Annotated in this window: 24 protein-coding genes, 1 tRNA gene and 1 pseudogene; 2 read left to right on the top strand and 24 right to left on the bottom strand. The window is 64.8% G+C overall.

The window, feature by feature from the left end; translation table 11 throughout:
• Window positions 1–73: 73 nt before the first annotated feature.
• Window positions 74–820, top strand: coding sequence for a sterol desaturase family protein (locus IM784_RS04535; RefSeq protein WP_235976512.1), 747 nt, complete (start codon window positions 74–76; stop codon window positions 818–820).
• Here the strand turns inward: IM784_RS04535 and tmk are convergent.
• The 3 genes from tmk to IM784_RS04550 form a co-directional block, all read right to left on the bottom strand.
• Window positions 795–1,427: a dTMP kinase gene (gene tmk / locus IM784_RS04540; protein WP_199554047.1), complete on the bottom strand. Its 633-nt coding sequence runs from the start codon at window positions 1,425–1,427 to the stop codon at window positions 795–797. The genes IM784_RS04535 and tmk overlap by 26 nt on opposite strands.
• Window positions 1,424–2,185 carry a septal ring lytic transglycosylase RlpA family protein gene (locus tag IM784_RS17390; protein WP_328799438.1) on the bottom strand — a complete coding sequence of 254 codons (762 nt, stop codon included), beginning with the start codon at window positions 2,183–2,185 and terminating at the stop codon, window positions 1,424–1,426. The genes tmk and IM784_RS17390 overlap by 4 nt, the downstream gene beginning before the upstream one ends.
• 77 nt (window positions 2,186–2,262) lie before the next feature.
• Window positions 2,263–3,300 carry a lytic murein transglycosylase gene (locus IM784_RS04550; RefSeq protein ID WP_199554049.1) on the bottom strand — a complete coding sequence of 346 codons (1,038 nt, stop codon included), beginning with the start codon at window positions 3,298–3,300 and terminating at the stop codon, window positions 2,263–2,265.
• A 259-nt stretch (window positions 3,301–3,559) separates the two neighbouring features.
• Here IM784_RS04550 and IM784_RS04555 point away from each other — a divergent pair.
• Window positions 3,560–3,647: transfer RNA gene (locus tag IM784_RS04555), tRNA-Ser, on the top strand.
• A gap of 576 nt (window positions 3,648–4,223) precedes the next feature.
• Here IM784_RS04555 and IM784_RS17020 read toward each other — a convergent pair.
• From IM784_RS17020 to IM784_RS04660, 21 genes and pseudogenes are all read right to left on the bottom strand, one after another.
• Window positions 4,224–5,267 (bottom strand): annotated as a pseudogene (locus IM784_RS17020) (recombinase family protein); the annotation flags it as partial.
• Window positions 5,264–5,653, bottom strand: coding sequence for an HVO_A0114 family putative DNA-binding protein (locus IM784_RS04565; RefSeq protein ID WP_199554050.1), 390 nt, complete (start codon window positions 5,651–5,653; stop codon window positions 5,264–5,266). The gene IM784_RS04565 and the pseudogene IM784_RS17020, both read right to left, overlap by 4 nt.
• Before the next feature lie 19 nt (window positions 5,654–5,672).
• A complete protein-coding gene (locus IM784_RS04570; protein WP_199554051.1) occupies window positions 5,673–5,987 on the bottom strand; it encodes a hypothetical protein in 315 nt (104 codons plus the stop codon).
• 134 nt (window positions 5,988–6,121) lie between these two features.
• The gene (locus IM784_RS04575; RefSeq protein ID WP_199554052.1) at window positions 6,122–6,337 is read right to left on the bottom strand and encodes a DUF2274 domain-containing protein; all 216 of its coding nucleotides are present in this window, start codon (window positions 6,335–6,337) and stop codon (window positions 6,122–6,124) included.
• A 2-nt stretch (window positions 6,338–6,339) separates the two neighbouring features.
• A complete protein-coding gene (locus IM784_RS04580; RefSeq protein ID WP_456238900.1) occupies window positions 6,340–7,437 on the bottom strand; it encodes a TrbI/VirB10 family protein in 1,098 nt (365 codons plus the stop codon).
• Between the two features lie 35 nt (window positions 7,438–7,472).
• Window positions 7,473–8,486 carry a P-type conjugative transfer protein TrbG gene (gene trbG / locus IM784_RS04585; protein WP_199554054.1) on the bottom strand — a complete coding sequence of 338 codons (1,014 nt, stop codon included), beginning with the start codon at window positions 8,484–8,486 and terminating at the stop codon, window positions 7,473–7,475.
• Complete coding sequence (gene trbF, locus IM784_RS04590; protein WP_456238901.1) at window positions 8,483–9,166, bottom strand: conjugal transfer protein TrbF; 684 nt, start codon at window positions 9,164–9,166, stop codon at window positions 8,483–8,485. Before trbF ends, trbG begins: the two co-directional genes overlap by 4 nt.
• 2 nt (window positions 9,167–9,168) lie before the next feature.
• Complete coding sequence (trbL, locus tag IM784_RS04595) at window positions 9,169–10,548, bottom strand: P-type conjugative transfer protein TrbL (RefSeq protein WP_199554056.1); 1,380 nt, start codon at window positions 10,546–10,548, stop codon at window positions 9,169–9,171.
• Between the two features lie 3 nt (window positions 10,549–10,551).
• Window positions 10,552–10,836 (bottom strand): putative entry exclusion protein TrbK-alt, encoded by a 285-nt coding sequence (trbK-alt, locus tag IM784_RS04600; protein ID WP_199554057.1) that lies wholly within the window; start codon window positions 10,834–10,836, stop codon window positions 10,552–10,554.
• A 10-nt stretch (window positions 10,837–10,846) separates the two neighbouring features.
• Entirely contained in the window at window positions 10,847–11,623 is a 777-nt protein-coding gene (gene trbJ / locus IM784_RS04605; RefSeq protein ID WP_199554058.1) for a P-type conjugative transfer protein TrbJ, read from the bottom strand.
• Window positions 11,620–14,112 (bottom strand): conjugal transfer protein TrbE, encoded by a 2,493-nt coding sequence (gene trbE / locus IM784_RS04610; RefSeq protein ID WP_199554059.1) that lies wholly within the window; start codon window positions 14,110–14,112, stop codon window positions 11,620–11,622. The genes trbJ and trbE overlap by 4 nt, the downstream gene beginning before the upstream one ends.
• Before the next feature lie 10 nt (window positions 14,113–14,122).
• The gene (locus IM784_RS04615; RefSeq protein ID WP_199554060.1) at window positions 14,123–14,404 is read right to left on the bottom strand and encodes a VirB3 family type IV secretion system protein; all 282 of its coding nucleotides are present in this window, start codon (window positions 14,402–14,404) and stop codon (window positions 14,123–14,125) included.
• A complete protein-coding gene (locus tag IM784_RS04620; RefSeq protein WP_199554061.1) occupies window positions 14,404–14,736 on the bottom strand; it encodes a TrbC/VirB2 family protein in 333 nt (110 codons plus the stop codon). Before IM784_RS04620 ends, IM784_RS04615 begins: the two co-directional genes overlap by 1 nt.
• Window positions 14,733–15,716, bottom strand: coding sequence for a P-type conjugative transfer ATPase TrbB (gene trbB / locus IM784_RS04625; RefSeq protein WP_199554062.1), 984 nt, complete (start codon window positions 15,714–15,716; stop codon window positions 14,733–14,735). The genes IM784_RS04620 and trbB overlap by 4 nt, the downstream gene beginning before the upstream one ends.
• Window positions 15,717–15,861: 145 nt before the next feature.
• Window positions 15,862–16,323: a ribbon-helix-helix domain-containing protein gene (locus IM784_RS04630; RefSeq protein WP_199554063.1), complete on the bottom strand. Its 462-nt coding sequence runs from the start codon at window positions 16,321–16,323 to the stop codon at window positions 15,862–15,864.
• Window positions 16,324–16,333: 10 nt separating this feature from the next.
• Window positions 16,334–18,319: a conjugal transfer protein TraG gene (locus tag IM784_RS04635; RefSeq protein ID WP_199554064.1), complete on the bottom strand. Its 1,986-nt coding sequence runs from the start codon at window positions 18,317–18,319 to the stop codon at window positions 16,334–16,336.
• Between the two features lie 181 nt (window positions 18,320–18,500).
• Window positions 18,501–19,430 carry a LysR family transcriptional regulator gene (locus IM784_RS04640; protein ID WP_235976513.1) on the bottom strand — a complete coding sequence of 310 codons (930 nt, stop codon included), beginning with the start codon at window positions 19,428–19,430 and terminating at the stop codon, window positions 18,501–18,503.
• 73 nt (window positions 19,431–19,503) lie between these two features.
• The gene (locus IM784_RS04645) at window positions 19,504–20,676 is read right to left on the bottom strand and encodes an MFS transporter (RefSeq protein WP_199554065.1); all 1,173 of its coding nucleotides are present in this window, start codon (window positions 20,674–20,676) and stop codon (window positions 19,504–19,506) included.
• A gap of 15 nt (window positions 20,677–20,691) precedes the next feature.
• The gene (locus IM784_RS04650) at window positions 20,692–21,090 is read right to left on the bottom strand and encodes a GlcG/HbpS family heme-binding protein (RefSeq protein WP_199554066.1); all 399 of its coding nucleotides are present in this window, start codon (window positions 21,088–21,090) and stop codon (window positions 20,692–20,694) included.
• A 163-nt stretch (window positions 21,091–21,253) separates the two neighbouring features.
• Window positions 21,254–21,571: a putative quinol monooxygenase gene (locus IM784_RS04655; protein ID WP_199554067.1), complete on the bottom strand. Its 318-nt coding sequence runs from the start codon at window positions 21,569–21,571 to the stop codon at window positions 21,254–21,256.
• Window positions 21,568–22,305, bottom strand: coding sequence for an IclR family transcriptional regulator (locus tag IM784_RS04660; protein ID WP_199554068.1), 738 nt, complete (start codon window positions 22,303–22,305; stop codon window positions 21,568–21,570). The genes IM784_RS04655 and IM784_RS04660 overlap by 4 nt, the downstream gene beginning before the upstream one ends.
• Window positions 22,306–22,383: the final 78 nt, after the last annotated feature.

Below are 22,383 nucleotides of genomic sequence, written 5' to 3' on the forward strand. Positions count from 1 at the left end.
TCTAGCGGCGCAAAGCCCGCACGGCTAGGTGCAGGCAATGCCAACCACCGCGCTTTGGATTTCACTTCTGGGCATGTGCCTGATCGTAGCCGTGCGATACCTCGCCGTATCCGGGCTGTTCGCCTGGAGCTCGCGCGTGGTGCGGCCCGATGTCTATGCGCCAAAGGACCCGAAGAAGGCCGTGCGGCTGGCGAAACAGATCCGCCGCGAAATCGGCTGGTCGCTGCTCGCCGCCATCATCTATGGCCTCCCCGCAGGGCTTGCTGCGCATCTGTGGGCCACGCGCGGCTGGACGCGCATCTATGCCGATGTCTCCGACTATCCGCTCTGGTGGCTGCCTGTGTCGCTGTTCCTCTATCTCGCGATCCACGACAGCTGGTTTTATTGGACGCACCGCGCCATGCACCATTGGCCCTGGCTGTTCCGCAAGGCGCATGCCGTCCACCACGAAAGCCGGCCGCCAACGGCTTGGGCGGCGATGGCCTTCCACCCGTGGGAAGCCGTTTCAGCCGCCTGGCTGATCCCGGCGCTGACCTTCCTGATCCCCATCCACATCGTACCGCTGGCGCTGGTGCTGACGATCATGACCTTCTTTGGCGTCACCAATCATATGGGCTGGGAAATCTTCCCGAAGCGCTGGGTCGACGGCTGGTTCGGCCGGCATGTCATCAGCGCCTCGCACCACCATGTGCACCACGAACGCTATTTATCGAACTACGGCCTCTATTTCCGCTTCTGGGACAAGCTCTGCGGCACCGACAAGGGCCTCTCCGACGAGCTGATCCGAGCGAAGGCTAAGCGCGAACCGCAGCTGCAATAGCCGCCTCAACTGCATCCTGAGCCTGCATCGCGTCGATCCGAACCATGCGCGGATCCCGCGCCGCCAACGCCGCAAAGCCCTGACGCACGCGCTCATGATAGTCGAGCGTCAGCTGCTCGAAGCGCTGTTCCTGCGGCAGATCCGCATTCTGCGCAGCCGCCCGCTTGGTGGAGCGCGACAGGCCTAATTCCACAGGCATGTCCAGCCACAACACAAGATCAGGCCACAAATCGCCCGTCGCAAAGGCGTGCAACTGCAACAGCGTAGCTTCGCTCAGCCCCTTGCCAAACCCCTGATAGGCCAGCGTGGAATGGATGTAGCGGTCACACAGCACGGTCTTCCCGGCCTCCAGCGCCGGGCGGATCAGCCGCGAGACATGGTCCGCCCGAGCTGCCGTCACCAGCAGCACATCCGTCTCCGCTGTCCAGCGTGTCGTCGCCCCGGAAACAAACAACGCACGGATTTCCTCGGCGCCCGGCGTGCCGCCCGGCTCCCGCGTTACGACCACGTCCCGCCCCTCGGCGCGCAGCCGTTCAGCCAGACGCGCAATCTGCGTCGACTTGCCGGCCCCTTCGCCACCTTCGAACGCGATGAAGCGCCCCGTCACCGCACCACCCTCGCATCCGGATAGCCCGAAGCCCGCACATCCCACAGCATCGTATCGGCGCTCGCCGAATCCAGCGGCCCGATCCGCACGCGCCACATGCCGTTGGGCGCGAGCTGCGCCACCGCCGGGCCGAAATCCGCCATCACCGAAGCCAAAGCCTTCGCCCGCCCCTCATCGGACAAGGCGGCGACCTGAATATAGCTTCCGCCAGCCGTCGGGGCCGCAACCGCCGCCTGCACGGGCGCCGAAACCACCGGCGCAACGGGCGCAGCCGCAACCGTCTGCGTCGGCAAACTCGGCGGAGGCGGCGCCAGCGGCGTGGATACCAGCTTCGGCGGATTGCTCCGCGCCCAGTCGCCGTCCGGAAACACCCGCTTCACCCGCACCCGCGCCAGCCCCGGCTGGTCCACGCCCAACAACTGCGCCGACTTGCGCGACAGATCGATGATCCGTCCATCCACAAACGGCCCCCGGTCGTTGATGCGCAGCACCAGCTGCCGGCCATTGTCCAGGTTCGTCACCTCCACCCAGCTCGGCATCGGCAACGTCTTGTGCGCCGCCGTCACATCGTCCTGGTTATAGATTTCGCCGTTCGCCGTCGCCTTGGCGTGAAAGGTCGGCCCATACCAGCTGGCAATACCCTTCTCGTCATAACCGCGGTCGTCTGCCGGCACATAAGTCTTGCCGAAGACGACATAGGGCTTGCCGATCTTCACCCCCGGCTGTGCCGGCGCGGCAGCGGCGGGCGGCTTCGGCACATGCGCCACCTTCCTGGGCTGCGAAGCGCAGGCCGCCAGCACAAGCATCAAACCAAGTAAAGGAAGACGCCCCTTCATCAGCGCAGCGCCGGCTCCACCGCATTGCCCAGCAGCGCCACCGACAGCGCATAGAAGTTGGAGCAGTTATACTCCATGATCGCCCGATAGTTGCGGGTCGTCAGGAAAGCCCCCTCCCCCGGCCCGTCCGGCTCGATCAGGCTCATTTCCACCGTGTCGGCAGGCCAGACGGCGTTCATCGGCTGAAACCCCTTCGCCCGCCACTCGGCCGCGGTCATCCACTTCGAGTGCCGCTCCAGCGGGCGAATACACTCCGTCGGCTTCACCGGATTGGCAACCGTCGCCCGGTCGAATCCCGCCGGCACCCCCACGCGAAAACCCCAGCCGGCACCCGGCTTCCAGCCGTTGTCCTTCAGATAATTGGCGATGGAGGCAAAGGTATCCGGCGTCGAGTTCCAGATATCCGCCCGCCCGTCGCCGTCGCCGTCCTTCGCATGCGCCAGAAACGACGAAGGCAGGAACTGCGGCTGCCCGAAGGCGCCCGCCCAGCTACCCTTCAGCTGCGAACGATAGGCCCGATTTTCGCCCACCATCCGCACCAGCGCATCCAGCTCCCGGGTGAACAGGCCGGCGCGCCGCCCATCATAGGCAAGTGTCGCAATGGCCGAAGGGAGGTCGAACCCCCCCAGGATTCGCCCATAGCTCGTCTCCATCCCCCAGATGGCGACGATGATCTCGGGCGGCACCCCGGAATCGGCGGAAATCCGCTTCAGCGCCGGCACATAGGCCGCCGCGCGCGACTTCCCGTCGTCGATCCGCTGCTGCGTCAGCTGCCGCGCCAGATAATCGGCAAAGACATTGCGCTTGCCGCTGTCGTCCGGCTGGTTGCGATCCAGCTCCACCGCCCGCGCGCTGTACTGTACCCCCGCCAGCGTCGCATCCACCCACTCGGGCTTCAGCCCGCGCTGGGCAGCGCCAATCTTGTAGTTTTGCAACCACACCGGGAACCCGGCCTCCGGCGGCGTCTCATCCCCCATGGCCGGGCTGGCGAACACAAGCGCAAGTCCCAGCGCGGCGAAAACGGGCAAACGGTTCATGCACAATCCTGTGCCACATGCGGTTGCAGGCGTGAATCCCCTTTCGCGCGCATCCGAGCCAAACACATCCACAGCCAGCTTGCCGCGCGCCAGCAGCGGCAAATTCCAGACAAACTTGTGCCATAGGTAATGATCCTGTGTGCAATTTCCCTCGCATCAATATTGGCAGAACGGCCGTAACACATCCGATGCTTGCCAAATCGGCTTCGCACCCCCAAGGCGGGGCTCCGGACAGATGGCGGCGCGTGCAGCCCGGTGCGGAAGTGTGGCCGAGTGGTTTAAGGCACTGGTCTTGAAAACCAGCGAGGTGCAAGCCTCCGTGGGTTCGAATCCCACCGCTTCCGCCATTTCAGTCCGCCTCTGGGCACGCCAATCGCCGCCGATTGCCGCCCTTGGCCGGCAATAAGCGTCTTTAGCAGCTCCGTTTTCGATCCCATGATGCGGATCGCGTCGTCCGCGACCTCGACACGCTGCGCCAGCGCGCGCAGGTGATCCCGCCGATAGCCGCCCTCGTGGCCGCGAATGCGCTCCCGCGCGCGGCGTGCAAACCCTTCGATCATCGCGGGACTAAGGGCGCTGTGGCCGGGGCTTTCGAGCAGAGCTTGCGCGCGGTCGGCGTCAGCCCGCGCCTGATCGCGGATGACCTTGAGACCGGCGATACGCTCCTTGAGCGCCGGGTCGTCCAGATCAGCCACGCCCGCTTCGATGGCGTCATAGAGCCGCTTGAGGCGCGATTCCGATTCGGTCGCCTGCCGCTGCAAAGAGGCGATGTGTTCCCTGCGGCGCTCGGCCTGATCCTCGCGGCGACCGAGAACGCTGCCAAGCAGCTTCTCCAGACGGGCGGGATCGAGCAGGCGTTCCTCGATATGGCTGGCGACCATCCTGTCGAGCTTGTCCATCGGTATCGCGCGGCCCTTGCAGCCGGTCTCGCCCTGTCGGGCCTTGATCGAGCAGGCATAATAGCGGTAGCGGCCGCTCTTGCCGGTGCGGATGGTCATCGCGCCACCGCAGTTGCCGCAATAGCAGATGCCGGTCAGCAGGGTCGGCCCGATCACCACGCGGGCGGGTAGTTCGGTCTTGGGGTTGCGAGCCTGCAAAAGAGACTGAACGGCGTCGAAGGTCTCCCGCTCGATGATAGCGGGCACCGGGACGATGACGATCTCGCCGGGCGCGCGTGGGTCGTTGTGCTTGCTGCGCTTGCCCCACTCATGTTCGCCGATATAGGTGCGGCGGGTCAGGACGCGATGGACCTGGCCGATGCCCCAGCGCCCGCCGTCGCGGGTGAAGATGCCCTTGGCGTTCAGATGCTTGACGATCGCCTTGACGCCCATCTGGCCGCTGTCGCCCTGTCCTTCCAGCGCGAGCCGATAGATCAGACGGATCGTGTCAGCGTGCAGCGGGTCGATTTCCAGCTTTTTCTTGGTCTTGGCCCCGCGCTGTTCGGCGGCGGCGATCCGGTAGCCGATCGGCGGCAACGCGCCGTTCCAGAAGCCCTGCCGGGCATTCTCTTTCAGGGCGCGCGTGACGTGCTTGCCGTTTTCCTTCGACTGGTATTCGTCGAACAATGACATGATCCGGCGCATCATGTCATGGATCGGGTCGTCGCCTAACTCCTGCGTGATGGAAATGAGGCGCACGTCATTCTTGGCGAGCTTGCGATAGTAATATTCCATGTCGAATGCATCGCGGAAGAAGCGCGAGAAGCTGTGAACGAGAACCACGTCGAACGGTGCAGGCTTCGACGTGCCCGCCTCGATCATCCGTTGAAACTCCGGGCGGCGGTCGTTGGTGGCGGTGTTGCCCGGTTCCACGAAGATTTCGACAAGCTGATAGCCTCGCGCGGCGCAATAAGCCTCGCCCTGCTTGCGCTGGTCGGGGATCGACACGTCATGCTCGGCCTGACGGGCGGTCGAGACACGCAGGTAGAGGGCGGCCCGCAGGGCGACATTGGGAGATTGTGCGTTCATTTGCGGGTTCCTTTCGACTTGCGCCGCTCGATCAGGGGCAGGACCAGCTCCACACGGTCATGGATGACCTTGGGAACCAGCTTGAGGCCCTTGCCCTTCTCCATGCGGACAAGGCCGTAGCCGGCCATGGCCTTGAGGGTTCGTGAGAGGTTGGATTTCGCGCGGCCGGTGATCTGCGCCAGCTCCTCCAGCGACTCCGGCTCCTGCTCGTGGATGACGCGAAGCAATTCGCAATTGCTCGGCGACAGGAACTTGGCAAAGGACATGGTGGACGCGAACCAGACGGTCGGATCGCCGGGCGCGGGCTTTTCCTCGCCCCTGGCGATCCGCATGGTGCGGGCCTTCATTTCATCGGGTTCGGCGATCCCGACCTTGAGTGTCGTCATGGCGCAGCTCGATCATCAATCATGGCTTTTTATTATCATACCGAGATAACTTTTTCAAGTCTTCCGGCAGATCGACTGAGCCGAACATCTCGTCGAAAACATCGGCGAACCAGCGCTCGAACACCTGAATCTCGGCCTCGGTGATCGGCACTTCGTCGGGCCAGTCGTCAATGACAGGCAGCTTCTCCACGTCGAAGACATGAGGCGGACTGCCGCGCGACGGGCTGATGCGCGGAGCGGGATCGTCGTCATAGTCGTAAAGGTCGTCGGGGAGCGTTCCAGGAGCCGGCTGTCTCGGGCGGCCTCGTTGGACGCGGCGGCGCTCTGCGCACATGGTATCCTCCGTGTTTCGCTGGTGGATTCAGGAGCGCTAAAGCCCCGGAATTAAGCGAAGCATGGAGGGGGATCGGCGGTGTGTAGCGTGCCGCATTCGCGCCTATGCGCTGGCGGCACCCCCGCCGTAATGGATCAGGACGGTTGCCGCCGCGCCTTGGCGAAGCCGCGATCCGTGGCGATGAACCGTTCCAGCATGGGCACGATCAGTCTGGCAGGCTCGATTGGCGCACCGCCATCGGCCAACAGAGCGCCATAGTCGATCAGGTCGCGGTGGAGTTGCGCAGGCAGTTCCACCGTCACCTTCACCGGCTTGTCGTCGGCGAGCGGACCGAGCTTCAGCTTCGTCATGGTCAATTCCTGTAGGGTTCGAGGACTAAATCCCTTGTGACGATGACCCTGACCGGGAATCCCGGTCGAATGGTCAGCGTCGGCGCGACTTGCAACTGCCGCTGGACGATCTGCTGCCCTGCCTGGTTGATGGTATCCTGCGCCCCGTCGCGAATAGCGCGGATCAGCCGGTCCTCGTCGTCGGTCGCCAGTTCCGTGCCGATGCCGAGCAGCGTCGAAAGGCCAGCGGCCTTCATCAGATCCCACCAGTGGTAATCGACGCCATCCTCAAGCCCGGCATAGCCGGAAGCATCCGCGCCCGGCTGGCGCTCCAGCACGATGGAGCGGCCGTTCGGCAGGATCAGGCGGTTCCAGACGAGCAGCACGCGACGCTGGCCGAAGGTCACGCCGGCATCATATTGGCCGATGATGCGTGTTCCCTGCGGGATCAGTAGCAGGCTGCCGGTCGGGCTGTCATAGACGTTTTCTGTTACCTGCGCGGTGATCTGGCCGGGCAGATCGGAGCGGATGCCGGTAATCATCGCCGCCGGGATCACGGCCCCGGCCTGAAGGATATAGGTAGAAGCCGGAGCCATGATGCGGTCCAGGGCGACCGTCTGCCGATCCACCGGGCCGTTGAGAAAGGCCGTATGCCGGTCCTGCGTGCCGGTCACGCCGGGTTGAGCAGCCAGACCAAGGCCGGCGAGGCTCGGGCTTGAGGTTCCCGTTCCCGGTGCGGTCTGGAAAAAGACGCGGCTGACGCGCGCTGCCTCTTCCTCGGCAATGCGGCGCTGTTCCGCCGGATCGACGGCGGGCGTCGTCATGACCGGCGGCGCGACGGGCTGGCCCCTGTTCTGCGCATCGAGGATGGGGCCGCCCAGATCGCCCGGCAAAGCCGGCCCCAGAACCGGGCCGGTATAGTCGCGCGGCAGGCCGGACAATCCGTCCGCCGTGGGACGGTTCTCGGTCGAATAGAGTTCTTCGCCGCTGCCGCTCATGTCGCGGGTCTGAAGCGCATAGATCAGCGCCCCGCCGATGCCGAGAAGTGCTGCCGCTCCGACGCTGGCCAGCATCTTGCGGGACAGGCGGGTGACGCGCGGCGGTTCGGCGCGCAGCCGCATGGGTGCTGCGGTGTCCGTGGTCGTGCTGTCTTCGGTCATGACGGGGATTCTCCGGTCGCTTTTGCCGGCTGTGCGGCCTGCCGTTGCTCGATGCGGACGATCCTGACCGTCTGCTGGCGATCGCCGCTGCCAAGGCGCAATTCGGCCGCGCCGAACAAGCGATCCACGATCAGGATGTTCTGGTGGATGCGGCTGTTGACGATCTGGGTTTCGCCTTCCGAGCCGATGACGAAGATCGGCGGCATCTCGCCCTGCACGATGCCGCGCGGGAAGACGACATAGATGCGGCGGCCATCGTCGAAGACGGAGATGGGCTTCCAGGGTGGACTATCGCCAGTCAGGCCATAGCGATAGTTGCGTGCCGCATCTGCCGGTAGGATGGGTGCTGCCGGAACAGTCTGGCGCTGGCCGGCCGGTTGTGCCGGATAGGCCCAGGCGACGGACGGCATATAGAGGGATTCGCGGGCGCGCAGTTCGATCATGTAGGTGCGGCGGTCGGTGGTGACGACGAGATTGGTCGAGATGTCGGACCGGCTCGGTTTGACGAGGATATGGACGCGGCGCGACGTTCCGCTGCCGCTCTCCGTGTCGCCGATGATCCAGCGTGCGGTGTCGCCTGCGGCAATCGGTCCCGCGCCGGTCAGGCTCTCGCCCGGCTCCAGCGCGATATTGGTGATCTGCCCCGGAGCAGCATAGACTTGATAGAGCGCGCCTTCCGACCAGGGATAAATCTGGATGGCGTTATAGTAGCCCTCGCGGCGCGGCTCGACGCGCGCGGCCGCATTGGCGTTCTCGACACGGCCTGCCGGTGTCCCGGCAGCGGTCCCGCCGCGCGCGACGGTCCATGCGGGCGGTGTGTGCAATGGCCGTGGCCGGTCATCGGTGACGGCGGCCGGCACGACTGGCAATGACGGCACGTCAGCGTCGTAGCTGAATTGCGGCGGCTTGTTCGTTGCGCAGCCGGCGAGCATGGTGGCTGACAGCAGCAAAGCCGGAAGGCCATGTTTACGGAAAGCCGGAACGGCGGGTTTGCGGGTCAACGTGCTCATTGGCTCATCTCCCGCGACCAGGAGATGGCGTTGACGTAGATGCCGAGCGGATTGGCGCGCAGGCGCTCCGCGTCGCGCGGGGTCTGGATCACGATGGTCAGGATCGCGGTCCAGCGTTCGGTCGTGGAAAGCTGGCCGTTCTCATAGTGACGCTCGGTCCACGCCACCCGGAAGCTGTCGTTCGACGCTCGGATGACGCTGGACACCTCGACGGCGATCTGCTGCTTGCCGACCTTGGTGAAGGGGTCGTTGCTGCGCGCATAGTCGTTCAGGGCGGCCGCGCCCCGGTCGGTCGTCCATTCATAGGCCCGCAGCCAGTTCTGTCGGACGATGATCGGGTCGGCAGGAATGGCGCGGACCTGCTCTATGAAGCGGCCGAGATGGAACGCGATCTGCGGATCGGTGGGGCGATAGTCGGCGACGGCCGGAGCGACGGTCTGCGCCTGCCCGAACCGGTCGACCTGCACCACCCAAGGCACGACGGTCCCGCGCGCCGACTGCCAGACAAGGGCGGTGGCGAAACCGGCCGACAGGATCAGGGAACCGAACGCCATGAGCCGCCAGTTCTTCGCCTGCACGCGGGCCGAGCCGATCCGTTCGTCCCAGACCTGTGCGGCCTTCTGGTAGGGCGTCTCGGGCTCCGGCGATTTGCCGTAGTGGGTGGCTGGTCGTTTGAAGATGCTCATGAGCGGTCACTTTCGGAAAGATTGACGGAGGAGCCGCCGCCATGGCTGTCGCCGGAGCGAACCGCATGGGCGGCCATGGTGGCGCCGTGGTTGACGGACTGTGAGCGCCGCATCCGCTGCGCCCAGGCCGGGGGGCTGGCAGTTTCTGAAGGCGATGCGGCTGCGGTTTCGGGGGCGGCGCTCGCGCCGCTGACGGTGCCTGCGGTGGATGATCCGCCCGTCACGCCGAAGGCGGCACGCGCGCCATCGGAAAAACTGGATTTGACGCTTTCCGATGCTTTGGAAGTCGCGCGCTTCAACGGCGAGACGGCGGCAGAGCCTGCGGCGCGGGCGACGCCACCCAGGCCTGAAGCGACCCCTGCCGCGCCCGACTGGCCGAGCGAACCCATGCTGTAGGCTGCGGAGGCCCCGCCTGCGGCGGTTGCACCGCCGCGAACCGCCGCGGCTCCACCGGACAAAGCGGCGGCACCTCCCTTGACGGCGAGACCGGCCGCACCGCCTGCGGCAGCGCCGCCGGCGAGCACCATGCCGCCGGCCGCCAGGCCGGTGCCGACCGCCGCGCCCGCGCCAAGCTGCGGCCCGCCCGAAACGAGACCCGAGGCGATGCCGGGTCCGAAGATGCCGAGGCCGAGCAGGGACAAGGCGGCGAGCACGATGGCCATAGCGTCGTCGATGCTCGGGGTCTGGCCACCGAAGCCTTGCGTAAATTGCGAGAAGAGCGTCGAGCCGATGCCGATGATGACGGCCAGCACCAGAACCTTGATGCCGGACGAGATGACATTGCCAAGCACGCGCTCGGCCATGAAGGCGGTCTTGCCGAACAGGCCGAACGGGATCAGCACGAAGCCCGCCAGCGTGGACAGCTTGAACTCGATCAGCGTCACGAAAAGCTGGATTGCGAGGATGAAGAAGGCGAGGATGACCAGCGCCCATGCGAACAGCAGGCAGGCGATCTGGATGAAGTTCTCGAAGAACGCCACCCAGCCCATGAGGTCGGAAATGGAGTCGAGCAGCGGCCGCGCCGCGTCTAACCCGGTCTGGGCCACCTTGCCGGGCCGCATCAGATCCTGCGCGGTGAAGCTGGTGCCGGATGCCTTGAGGCCGAGGCCGGCGAAGCTGTCGAAGACGATCTTTGCGAGGTTGTTCCAGTTGCCGATGAGATAGGCGAACACGCCGACGAACAGCGTCTTCTTCACGAGCCGGGCGATGATGTCGTCATCGGCGTTCCAGCTCCAGAACAGCGCGGCGAGCGTCACGTCGATGACGATGAGCGTTGTGGCGATGAACGCCACCTCGCCGCCGAGCAGGCCGAAACCGGAGTCGATATATCGGGTGAAGACCCCGAGGAAATTGTCGATGACGCCCGCACCGCCCATGCATCACCGCCCTTCGCTGGAGGACGGCGCAGCCGGCGCAGGCGAGCGGCCAAGGAAACGATCGCGGGTTTCGGCCCAAACGCGCAGGCATTCGGCGTCGCTGGCGGCCGTTGTCCCAAGCTGCTGGCACCGGCGCTGCCCTTCTCGCAGCGGGTCCCGTTCGGGCTGCGCAAGACGCGGCGGCAATGCCGGCGCGTCTTCCTTGCGGGTCATCTCGATAGCCGTCGCGGTGATGGCGATCGCCACGAATATGATTGCGCCCAGCCGGGCCAGCATCTTGCCGTCCATGGCCGCCCCCTCAGTTGCCGTTGTTGAACATCTGCGCGTTGCCGGGCGTGTAGCCCGAACACGGCGTGAGGAAGCGTCGGCGCTGCTCGCGTCCCTGTTCGGCTGCGGCCGCACGCTCGGCTTCGGTCAACGCACCCGCCCGGCCATTGGCGGCGAGAAGCGCAACGAGATCGGAAAGCTGCTGCGACTGGAGGGCGAGAAGCTGGTTGCCGGCCTGCGTGGCTTGCAGCGCGCCGGTCGCGCCCTGGCTCTGGCCGACCAGTTCCGACATCTGCGTGCGGTTGGTGTCGATATTGCCGACGACGCCGGCCTGCACGCGCATGGCGTCCTGCAAGCCGCCGACCGTGTTCTGCCAGCGCGACCTGGCATCGGTGACGAGTTGCGTGTCGGTCGCCGACAGCGAGACATTGCCATATTGGCTCTGGAAGATCTGATCGACCTTCTGTACGTCGAAGGCGATGTTCTGCGCCTGGGCGAGAAGCTGCTGCGTGCGCTGCACATTCTGCTGGAGCTGCTGAAGCGATGAATATGGCAGGCTCGCCAGATTCTTCGCCTGATTGATGAGCATGGTCGCTTCGTTCTGAAGCGACGTGATCTGGTTGTTGATCTGCTGAAGCGTGCGCGCGGCTGTCAGCACGTTCTGCGCATAGTTCGACGGATCATAGACGATACGACCGAATTGCGCGTGGGCCGGGCTGGTCAGCATGGGCGACAGCGTGATGGGCATGGCAAGCGCCAGCGCGAGCATGGAAGCGCCGGTGAAGCGGGGAACAGGAACACGGATCATGGAAGGGTCTCCTCTGCTTGGGGGGCATCCGGCACGACCGGCGCGGCGGTTTCCGTCCGGTCGGCAAGATTGGTGAGATTGGGGATCAGGTCCGCCGCCCAATCGACGCTGCGCAGGCGCAGCCACGCCGCGAGGAAGCCGTCGTGACCATGCTCGGCGATAAGTCCGGCGATGCGCTTGTGATCGGATTTCGCGGATGCGGTGCAGAGCGCGAGGCCGACTTCGGACAGGCCCAGCTCGAAGAGGCGGTTTCCCCTGCGGCTCTGGCAGTAGTAATCCCGCTTGGGCGTGGCCCTTGCGAGGATTTCGATCTGCCGGTCATTCAACCCGAAGCGGCGATAGATGGCCGTGATCTGGGGTTCGATGGCCCGCTCGTTCGGCAGGAGCAATCGCGTCGGGCAGCTTTCGATGATGGCGGGCGCGATGTTGCTGCCGTCGATGTCCGATAGCGACTGCGTGGCGAAGATGACGCTGGCGTTCTTCTTCCTGAGCGTCTTCAGCCATTCGCGAAGCTGGTTGGCGAAGCCTTCGTCGTCCAGCGCAAGCCAGCCCTCGTCGATGATAAGCAGCGTGGGCCGCCCGTCGAGCCGGTCGCCGATCCGGTGGAACAGATAGGCGAGCACGGCCGGGGCCGCGCCGGTTCCGATAAGCCCCTCGATCTCGAACGCCTGCACATCCGCATGCCCAAGATGTTCGGTCTCGGCGTCGAGCAGCCGACCATAAGCGCCGCCAATGCAATAGGGCCGCAATGCCTGTTTCAGATCGTTGGATTGGAGCAGGACCGTGAGGCCGGTGATGGTGCGTTCCCCGACAGGGGCGGATGCCAGCGAGGTCAGCGCCGTCCAGATATATTCCTTGGTCTCGGGCGTGATCGGCACGCCTTCACGGCCGAGAATGGCGGCGATCCAGTCGGCCGCCCAGGCGCGTTCATAGCTGTCGTCGATCCGGGCGAGCGGCTGGAGCGAAACGGACGCCTCGTCTCCTTCCGTCAGCCCGCCGCCAAGGTCGTGCCAATCGCCGCCCATGGCGAGCGCGGCGGCGCGGATCGAGCCGCCGAAGTCGAACGCGAAAACCTGCGATCCCGCATAGCGCCGGAACTGCAAGGCCATGAGCGCGAGCAAGACGGACTTGCCAGCGCCGGTCGGGCCGACGACGAGGGTATGGCCAACATCGCCAACGTGAAGGGAAAACCGGAACGGGGTCGAGCCTTCGGTCTTGCCGAAGAACAGCGGGGGCGCGCTGAAATGCTCGTCCCGTTCCGGTCCCGCCCACACCGCTGAAAGCGGGATCATATGGGCGAGGTTGAGCGTCGAGACTGGCGGCTGCCGGACGTTCGCATAGGCATGTCCGGGCAGGCTGCCGAGCCAGGCATCGACGGCGTTGACGGTTTCCGGCATCGCTGTGAAATCGCGACCTTGAATGATTTTTTCCGCGAGGCGCAGTTTCTCGTCGGCGATGCGCGGGTCGGCATCCCAGACGGTGATAGTGGCCGTGACATAGGCCATGCCCGCCACGTCCGCCCCCAGTTCCTGCAAGGCCATGTCGGCGTCAGCGGCCTTGTTCGCCGCATCCGTGTCCACGAGGGCGCTTGCCTCGTTGGTCATGACTTCCTTGAGGATCGCGGCGATGCTTTTGCGCTTGGCGAACCATTGCCGCCTGATCTTCGTCAGCAGCCGGGTCGCATCCGTCTTGTCCATAAGGATCGCCCGCGTGCTCCACCGATACGGGAACGGCAGCCGGTTCATCTCATCGAGGAGGCCCGGCGTGGTCGCGGTCGGAAAGCCGATGATGGTCAGAACGCGCAGATGCTGATCGCCAAGGCGCGGCTCCAGCCCGCCGGTCAGCGGCTGGTCGGCGAGCAGCGCGTCGAGATGCATCGGCACCTCGGGAACGCGGACGCGGTGCCGGTTCGTGGAAATGGTCGAATGCAGGTAGGTCAGCGTGCCGGGGTCATCGAGCCAGCGGCATTCCGGCATGAAGCCGTCCAGGAGAGCCAGAACGCGGTCGGTGCGATCGACGAAGCTGCGCAGCAGCTCCCATGGGTCCACGCCGGATTGCTCGCGGCCCTCGTAGAGCCAGGTTTCCGCGCGTGCGGCGTCCTCGGCGGGCGGGAGCCAGAGGAAGGTCAGGAAATAGCCGGACACGAAATGCGTGCACGCTTCCTCGAAACCGGCCTTGCGCTCGGCATCGACCAGCGCCGACGCGGGATCGGGAAAGGTGCTGTCGGGATAAGTCGCGGCCTCGCTGCGCTGGGCCTCGACGAAAATGCTCCAACCCGATCCGAGACGGCGGACGGCGTTGTTGATGCGGCCTGCGACCGCGACCAGTTCGGCGGCGACGGCGGAATCCAGATCGGGACCGCGAAACTTCGCCGTTCTCTGGAAACTGCCGTCCTTGTTCAAGACGACGCCGGAACCGACCAACGCGGCCCACGGCAGGAAATCCGCGAGACGACTGGCTGTGCGGCGGTATTCGGCAAGGTTCATCATGGCCGCGCCCTCACACCGACAGATGACCGGGGATGCGCAGATGCCTGCGGCCCACCTCGACAAAGAGCGGGTCGCGCTTCGCCATCCAGACGGCGGCGAAATGCCCGACCGCCCAGATGGCGAGACCGACCAGCCAGAGGCGCAGGCCGAGGCCCACGGCCCCGGCCAATGTGCCATTGATGATGGCGATAGAGCGCGGCGCGCCGCCGAGCAGGATATGCTCGGTCAGCGCGCGGTGGACCGGGACGGTGAAACCCGGCACCGCATCGAGTTGTTCGAGACCGCCCGCCATCAGACGAGCGCCCCGCCACCAAAGCTGAAGAAGCTGAGGAAGAACGAACTGGCCGCAAAGGCGATGCTGAGGCCGAAGACGATCTGGATCAGTTTGCGAAAGCCGCCGCCCGTGTCGCCGAAAGCCAGCGCCAGGCCGGTGGAAATAATCACGATGACGGCGATGATCTTGGCGACCGGCCCCTCGATCGACTGAAGGATGCTCTGGAGCGGCGCTTCCCACGGCATCGACGAACCGGACGCATGGGCGGCCGGGGCGAGCATGAGGCTGATGACAATGGTTGATGCGGCGGTCGCCATGCGACGATAGCCACGCGAAAGAGTGCGGATCATGAATGTTCTCCTGTGCTGGTGGGGGTTGCGGGGTTGATGCGGTAGTCGCCGTCCGGCCCCAGCCCTTCGACGCGGGCGAGTTCGGCCAGCCGGCGCGCGGAACCGCGCCCGGCCAGGACGGCAACGAGGTCGATGGTCTCGGCGATCAGCGCGCGCGGGACGGTGACGACAGCCTCTTGAATGAGCTGTTCGAGGCGGCGCAGCGCGCCGATGCCGGAACCGGCATGGATGGTGCCGATGCCGCCGGGATGTCCGGTGCCCCAGGCTTTGAGCAGGTCGAGGGCTTCCGATCCCCGCACCTCACCGATGGGAATACGGTCGGGGCGAAGGCGAAGCGACGAGCGCACAAGATCGGAAAGCGTCGCCACACCATCTTTGGTCCGCATGGCCACGAGGTTGGGCGCGGCGCATTGCAGCTCGCGCGTGTCCTCGATGATGACGACGCGATCCTGCGTCTTCGCCACCTCGGCGAGCAGCGCGTTGGTCAAGGTGGTCTTGCCTGTGCTGGTGCCGCCCGCGACGAGGATGTTGGCGCGCGCCGCAACGGCTTCGCGGAGAGTCACGGCCTGATCGGCGGACATGATGCCTGCCGCCACATAGTCGTCGAGCGTGAAGACCGCGACGGCGGGCTTGCGGATGGCAAAGGCCGGTGCGGCGACGACGGGCGGCAGCAGCCCCTCGAACCGTTCTCCCGTCTCGGGCAGTTCCGCCGAGACGCGCGGCGATCGGGCGTGAACCTCCGCGCCGACATGGTGTGCGACCAGCCGGACAATGCGCTCGCCATCGGCAGCGGAGAGAATTTCGCCGGTATCGGCCAGACCTTCGGACAGCCGGTCGATCCAGATGCGGCCGTCCGGGTTCAGCATCACCTCGATGACGGTCGGGTCTTCCAGAAACCGGGCGATGGACGCGCCGAGGGCCGTGCGCAGCATCCGCGCGCCGCGCGCAATCGCCTCCGGTTTCTGGTGATGTGCAGTCATGTCGGCCCCATTTTCTGGCGGGGCGTGACAGACGGACCCCGCAACGGGGTCGATTAAAAGAGCCTGAATTCAGACCGTTTCAACAAGTATCTAGGAGGATGCGGTGATCGGCGGCCATCGGCGGCAAATAGGATGGGTTGAAAATCTAAGCAGCGTCGCCATCGACCTCGGTCTGATCTTGCGACGGACTGTCGTGAAGCGAATCCATGTCCCGCGACAACTCTTTCAGGAACCTGTCTCCGCTCGCCAGCCTGCGACCGAGATTCTGCATGAAGCCCTCGAACCGCTCGTTCCCCTTGATGCGGGCGGACTGCTTGGCGCTGTCGGGTAACGGCGGTGTCATCGTCAGCCAGAAGTGGACGAACAAGGAAAGGGTCTCGCCGAGCACGGCGAGATCTTCGTCCAGCGTGCCGATCTGTCGGCCGATCTTGTCCAAGCGGCGCGACATGGCCGCTTCCAGCCGATCCGACGTGTCGCCCGACAGGAAGGACGCGACGGCCGCCTCGATGATGGCGGACTTCGATACCTGCCGGCGCAGCGACAGCGCCTCGACCTGCTTGAGCAGTTCCGGGTCGAAATAGACATTCATGCGGGCGCGGGTCGTCATTGGCGGTTCCTCAAAGCTCAATGCCGTCGTCGGGGTTCATGGATGCCTGCCGGGCGATCATCCGCATCCGCGAGCGCAGCGCGCGGGCCTTGGCCGCGTCCACGTCCGGCTCGTCGTCCAGAATGTCGAACTCCTGGGCGGGCGTTGTCGGCGGCGGGATGATTTCCTCATGCTCGGGCAACTCCGGCTCGCGGCGGATACCTGCATTGTCGGGATCGCTCTCGGTCCCGCTGGCGGCGCTGGTCGCTGGCTTGCTCGCCGAAACGATGACGCGGCTCGTCCAGTCATCGGTTGCTGGCTTCGCCGCTCGTGCGGATGGCAACTCGGGCGGCGGCAGGATGCGCTCCTGCAATCGCATGTCATCGAAATACCGGGCCTTCTTCGCCCGGATCGGGGGCGTTCCCGCGACCATCACGATTTCGTCTGCGGGAGGAAGCTGCATGATCTCGCCCGGCGTGAGCAGCGGCCGCGCCGTCTCCTGCCGCGACACCATCAGATGCCCGAGCCAGGGTGCGAGCCGATGGCCGGCATAGTTGGTGGAATCCCGCATCTCGGTCGCGGTGCCGAGCGAGTCCGATACGCGCTTGGCGGTGCGCTCGTCGTTCGTGGCGAAGGCGACGCGCACATGGCAGTTGTCGAGAATGCTATTGTTTGGCCCATAGGCGCGCTCGATCTGGTTGAGCGATTGGGCGATCAGGAAGGACTTGAGGCCGTAGCCCGCCATGAAGGCGAGCGCCGATTCAAAGAAGTCGAGACGGCCGAGCGCGGGAAACTCGTCCAGCATCATGAGCAGGCGATGCCGCTTGCCGGATAGAGTCAGTTCCTCGGTCAGCCTGCGGCCGATCTGGTTGAGGATGAGCCGGATCAGCGGTTTGGTGCGGTTGATGTCGGACGGTGGTACGACGAGGTAGAGCGTCACCGGTTTCTTGCTTCCGACAAGATCGGCAATCCGCCAGTCGCAGCGGTCCGTGACGCGCGCCACGACCGGGTCGCGGTAAAGGCCGAGGAACGACATGGCGGTGGACAGCACGCCCGACCGCTCATTCTCGCTCTTGTTCAGCAGCTCGCGAGCCGACGAGGCGATGACGGGATGAACACCGACTTCGCCCAGATGCGGCGTGTCCATCATCGCGCGCAAGGTCGCTTCGACCGGGCGGCGGGGATCGGACAGGAAATTGGCGACCCCCGACAGGGTTTTGTCCGGCTCGGCATAGAGGACGTGCAGAATCGCGCCGACAAGCAGGCTGTGACTGGTCTTTTCCCAATGGTTGCGCTTGTCGAGGCTGCCTTCGGGATCGACCAGAATATCCGCGATATTCTGCACGTCGCGGACTTCCCATTCGCCCTGCCGCACCTCCAGTAGCGGGTTATAGGCTGACGACTTCGCATTCGTGGGGTCGAACAGCAGGACGCGGCCGTGCTTCGCCCGAAAGCCGGCAGTCAGAGTCCAGTTCTCGCCCTTGATGTCATGGACGATGCAGCTTCCCGGCCAGGTCAGCAGCGTCGGCACCACCAGCCCGACGCCCTTGCCGGACCTCGTGGGGGCAAAGCAAAGCACATGCTCCGGCCCGTCATGGCGCAGATAGTCGCGATCGTATCGGCCGAGCAGAACGCCATCCGGGCCGAGCAACCCGGCGCTGCGGATTTCCCTGTCTTCCGCCCATCGCGCGGAGCCGTAAGTGGCGACGTTGCGGGCTTCGCGCGCCCGGATGATGGACATGAGGATGGCGGCGGCAATGGCGAGGATGCCGCCCGACGTGGCGATAGCCGCGCCTTCCATGAAAATCGTGGGCGCGTAGGCGTCGAACGAGAACCACCACCAGAAGAAGGCTGGCGGGTGATAGAGCGGAAAGCCCGCAAGCTCGAACCATGGAGCGCCAAGCTGGGACTGGAAGCCGAGGCGGAAGGCGACCCATTGCGTCGCTGCCCAGGTCATCACCAGAACGATGATGAAAACGACGGTGATCTGGCCCCAGAGTATTCGGCCTCCGCGCATACAGGCTCCAATCGGCAAAAAGTGACGGAGCCGATCAGAGAATAGGCAATTATCGGGGCTGCAACAGTAAAGGTGACGCCATAGGGCTACCGGATACTATCGGCGGTAAATAGGACGGGTTGCCACGGCACTCTTCCAGCACTGTGCCGAGGACTATTCACGAATCAGCACGCGGAAAAGATCAGCGCATCTCCGACGCCAGCACGAGCAGCTTCGCAAGCGCGGGGTTGCGATCGGAAGGCGACCATACGGCCGAGAACGGGATGGCTTCCGGCTCATCACGGATCGGCAGGAAGACGAGGTTCGGTGGTGAGGCCGCCGCGCCTTCCTGGACAAAGAGCGAGACGCCATGCCCGGCCGCGATCATCGACAAGAGAGCGCCGGGGCCGACATCAAGGCGGCGGATCGCAGGCGTCGGCCATTTCCCGGCGGAGCGGGCCACGATCAGGTCGTGAACCTGTGGCCCGGTGCCGCCGTGGCGCACGAGGAAGGTTTCCTCCGCAAGTTGCCGCCATTCGACATCAGGTAGTTCTGAAAATGGATGCTTGACCGGCAACGCCGCCATCAAGCGGTCGCGCCAGACAACGCGGGAATGAAGGTCGGGGATTTCGTGGGTGCAGGCCATGAAGGCGAGATCGAGCCGGCCTTCGCGCACCATGAGCTGCGCGTCGCGCGCCGTGCCCTCGGTGATGTGCAGGTGGACGCCGGGATGATCGGCGTGGAACCGCTCCAGCAGCCGGTCGAGGAAGCAGCCAGGTGTCAGGGCGTGAACGCCGATGCGAAGCTCGCCGTCCTCACCGCGCGCCTGCATCCCGGCGGTCTTAATGGCGCGATCGAGGATGTCCATGGCGTCATCGACCTGATCGACGAAGCGGCGTCCGGCGTCGGTCAGGCGGACGCCGCGCGTGTTGCGGTCGAAGAGAACGACACCAAGGTCTTCCTCCAGCGCCCTGATTCTGGCGCTGACGCTCGACTGGCTGGTGCCGAGCGCCTTGGCCGCGCGGTGGAAGCTCAGATATTCCGCGACCGCGAGCGTCTGGATCAGGGACGCCATCGGGATGCGGCCGCGCAGCAGCGAGGGTGCCTCGTCAGATGCATCGGCTTTCCTCAATCGCCGCCGCACGCCGCGATTCCCGTCAGGTGGCAAATGCCGCTCCATCCTAAGCGGATGTAAGACATCGACTTCATGCGGAGGCCGCCTGTTTGTCGTTTCCGATGAGCCACCACTGAACGATCGCCAGCGCAATGAGTGTGGCGGCGATTGCGGCCCAAGGTGTTGCCAGCAATCCAGGCCCGGCGACGAGAATGCCGCCGACGAAGGAAGCGCCAGCGATGCCGAGATTGAAGGCGGCTATATTGAATCCTGATGCCGTGCCAACCGCATCCGGCGCCTCGACTTCGGCGGTGGCCACCACACCCGCTTGCACGATCGGGGAGATCGCGAAAGCAAAAACGCCCCAGGCAAACAGGTTGGCAAACATTGGGGCGACATGGCCGGCTGTGAACGGCAGAACCACCAGCGAAACCGCGAGACCGGCAAGGACAGCCTGTAGCGCCCGCCGTGTTCCCAGCCGGTCAGCCAGGCGGCCGCCTAACAGGTTGCCAATGACCGTCGCCACGCCGAACAGCATCAATGCCAGGCTGACCGTCGCCTCGCTCACCCGCGTCACCTCGGTCATCAGCGGCGAGAGATAGGTGAAGACGACGAAGGAGCCCCCGAAACCGAAGACTGTGACCAGATACATGGCGAGCAGCCGGGGTTTCCCGAGCAACGCGAGCTGCGATAGCAAGCCGGCCGGCGGCGTATGCGCGATCGCCTTGGGCAGCAGCGCCATGAGACCGGCGACACTGATCGCGCCGAGCAGCGCCACGGCCAGGAACGGCGCGCGCCAGCCGAGATGCTGACCGACGAAAGCTCCGAAGGGCACGCCCACCACCATCGCGACGGTCAGGCCGGCGAACATCAGCGATACGGCCTGTCCGGCACGGGATTTGTCCACCAGCGAGGTCGCGACGGTCGCCCCGATGGAGAAAAAGACGCCATGGGCAACACCCGTGACGATCCGCCCGGCCAATAGCACCGCATAGCCCGGCGCGAAGGCAGCGATCAGGTTGCCGATGGTGAAGATCACCATCAGGCCGATGGCAAGCTGCCGGCGCGGCAGCTTGCCGGTCAGCGCCGTGACGGTCGGTGCGCCGATCGTGATGGCCAGGGCATAGAGGCTGACCAGCAGCCCCGCCGTGGGGATCGAGACGGACAAGTCCCGCGCCATTTCCGGGATTAGTCCGACGATGACAAACTCGGTGGTGCCGATGGCGAAGGCCGACACCGCCAATGCGAAAAGACCAAGCGGCATGTCAGCCTCCCCCTGTCACACGAGAAGGGAGGCGGCTGCCGCCTGCGCAATCGCTTCGTCGGCTTCCACGGTCGCGCCGGCGACGCCAATCGCGCCGATCACTGTGCCGGCCTTGTCACGCAGCACCACGCCGCCGCCAAAGCTGATGAGGCCGCCATTGGTGTTCTCAAGCGTGTAGATCGCGCCGCCGGGTTGGGCGGCCTGCCCGAGCTGGAGGCTGTCGGTCTGAAAGAGCGCGGCGGTGCGCGCCTTTTTCTGGCTGACTTCGATTGGGCCGATATTGGTGCCGTCCATTCGGTGGAAGGCGATGAGATGAGTTGCTGCGTCGAGGATGGTGACGCAGACGGCGAAATTGCCTTTGGCGGCTTCGGCTGTTGCGGTCGCGATAAGGGAGTTGGCGAGTTCGGATTTCATTCCGGCTTCCTCTCATTGGGTGGTAGGAAGCCAGAACAATATTCAGGAATGAGCGGAGTGGAACAAGCTAATTTGAGAAACGCAATATATTCATCAATGCTGAACTTGGATGTCTCGCCAATGCCGGCAGCGAGAAATCGCGATCGCCGCTGGTGGACCCAGATTAATACAGCGATTGAAGCTTGAGGATGTCGACCGCACCATCAATGTGTTGGGGCAACAGCTCTCCAAGGTGCAGAAAATGCGCCGTCTGTTCGTGAGCTGCCAAAGCGTCGGCGTTGGCCCAGCACTCGATGAACACGAAACGGCCGGCAGCCTCGCGGTCCCGGTGCAACGAATATTCGAGGCATCCCTCTTCGTTTCTGCTCAGCTCTACGGCCCCCTTGAGGATATCGGCGACGGCCTCTTCATGGCCGGGCTTTGCCTGCACGATAGCAATAAGCCTGATTTCCGCTGCTGTAAGTTGGTCTCGTTGCGTCATTGAACTTTCTCGGCTTCCTTCATCATCATCCAGGCTATGTCCGTCAACTTCTCGCGCGGCAGGCGAGTGGACGGCCCGCTCAGGCCGATGGCAGCGCGGACCTCGCCACCCTCGCGCCAGGGCACCGCGACGCAGTGTAAGCCCGGCTGATAGGTTTCGAGATCGAGCGCGAAGCCGACCCTCTCAACCATTTCTATCTGAGTTTGGATATCCGGCCCGAGCGCATCCGCACGGGTCTCCAGCACGCGCTTCCCGAGCCCCGGCATGAAGGCGAGGAAGACCAGCCCGACCGCCGATCCCTCAAGCGGTTCCCTGATCTCAACCGGACACGCAGTCTTCAGCATCTGGTCAGATTCGATGGCGTCCAGATACCAGGTCTCGTCGCCGCTGGGCACGCCAAGGTAGACCGTCTCGCCCGTCTTCAATGCGATAGCCTCCAGAACCGGGCGCAGACGGGTCCGTAATGCACCATCATCGCCGGCGATGCGGGCGAGATTCAGAATGCGTCCGCCAAGATGATAGCGCGTGTCGCCAACGCGCCGTCGGACATAGCCCAACTCGTCGAGCGTCTTGAGGATGTTGTGAGCCGTTGTCTTGCCGAGGCTGGCCCGCTCGGCAATATGCTTGAGCGAGGCCGCTCCGCCCTCGCGCGCGATGATTTCCAGAATGGCGACGGCACGCTCAATCGACTGGATCAGTCGACTTCCATTGTCGTTATTTCTGAGCAAAAGCACCTCCGTATAGCTAGCGCAGTATAGCATTTGGCCGAGATTATGTGGCGATTATACAAACATAAGTTCAACGATGTAGAA

It is taken from the genome of Sandaracinobacteroides hominis (assembly GCF_016464365.1).
GTDB lineage: Bacteria > Pseudomonadota > Alphaproteobacteria > Sphingomonadales > Sphingomonadaceae > Sandaracinobacteroides > Sandaracinobacteroides hominis.

Bases quoted from the DNA above. Each gene is read 5' to 3' on its own strand.
- IM784_RS04535 (WP_235976512.1), top strand. From the start codon at position 74: ATGTGCCTGATCGTAGCCGTGCGATACCTCGCCGTATCCGGGCTGTTC.
- IM784_RS04550 (WP_199554049.1), bottom strand. From the start codon at position 3,300: ATGAACCGTTTGCCCGTTTTCGCCGCGCTGGGACTTGCGCTTGTGTTC.
- IM784_RS04565 (WP_199554050.1), bottom strand. From the start codon at position 5,653: ATGACGACACTCAAGGTCGGGATCGCCGAACCCGATGAAATGAAGGCC.
- IM784_RS04570 (WP_199554051.1), bottom strand. From the start codon at position 5,987: ATGTGCGCAGAGCGCCGCCGCGTCCAACGAGGCCGCCCGAGACAGCCG.
- IM784_RS04575 (WP_199554052.1), bottom strand. From the start codon at position 6,337: ATGACGAAGCTGAAGCTCGGTCCGCTCGCCGACGACAAGCCGGTGAAG.
- IM784_RS04580 (WP_456238900.1), bottom strand. From the start codon at position 7,437: ATGCGGCTGCGCGCCGAACCGCCGCGCGTCACCCGCCTGTCCCGCAAG.
- trbG (WP_199554054.1), bottom strand. From the start codon at position 8,486: ATGAGCACGTTGACCCGCAAACCCGCCGTTCCGGCTTTCCGTAAACAT.
- trbL (WP_199554056.1), bottom strand. From the start codon at position 10,548: ATGGGCGGTGCGGGCGTCATCGACAATTTCCTCGGGGTCTTCACCCGA.
- trbK-alt (WP_199554057.1), bottom strand. From the start codon at position 10,836: ATGGACGGCAAGATGCTGGCCCGGCTGGGCGCAATCATATTCGTGGCG.
- trbJ (WP_199554058.1), bottom strand. From the start codon at position 11,623: ATGATCCGTGTTCCTGTTCCCCGCTTCACCGGCGCTTCCATGCTCGCG.
- trbE (WP_199554059.1), bottom strand. From the start codon at position 14,112: ATGATGAACCTTGCCGAATACCGCCGCACAGCCAGTCGTCTCGCGGAT.
- IM784_RS04615 (WP_199554060.1), bottom strand. From the start codon at position 14,404: ATGGCGGGCGGTCTCGAACAACTCGATGCGGTGCCGGGTTTCACCGTC.
- IM784_RS04620 (WP_199554061.1), bottom strand. From the start codon at position 14,736: ATGATCCGCACTCTTTCGCGTGGCTATCGTCGCATGGCGACCGCCGCA.
- trbB (WP_199554062.1), bottom strand. From the start codon at position 15,716: ATGACTGCACATCACCAGAAACCGGAGGCGATTGCGCGCGGCGCGCGG.
- IM784_RS04630 (WP_199554063.1), bottom strand. From the start codon at position 16,323: ATGACGACCCGCGCCCGCATGAATGTCTATTTCGACCCGGAACTGCTC.
- IM784_RS04635 (WP_199554064.1), bottom strand. From the start codon at position 18,319: ATGCGCGGAGGCCGAATACTCTGGGGCCAGATCACCGTCGTTTTCATC.
- IM784_RS04645 (WP_199554065.1), bottom strand. From the start codon at position 20,676: ATGCCGCTTGGTCTTTTCGCATTGGCGGTGTCGGCCTTCGCCATCGGC.
- IM784_RS04650 (WP_199554066.1), bottom strand. From the start codon at position 21,090: ATGAAATCCGAACTCGCCAACTCCCTTATCGCGACCGCAACAGCCGAA.
- IM784_RS04655 (WP_199554067.1), bottom strand. From the start codon at position 21,571: ATGACGCAACGAGACCAACTTACAGCAGCGGAAATCAGGCTTATTGCT.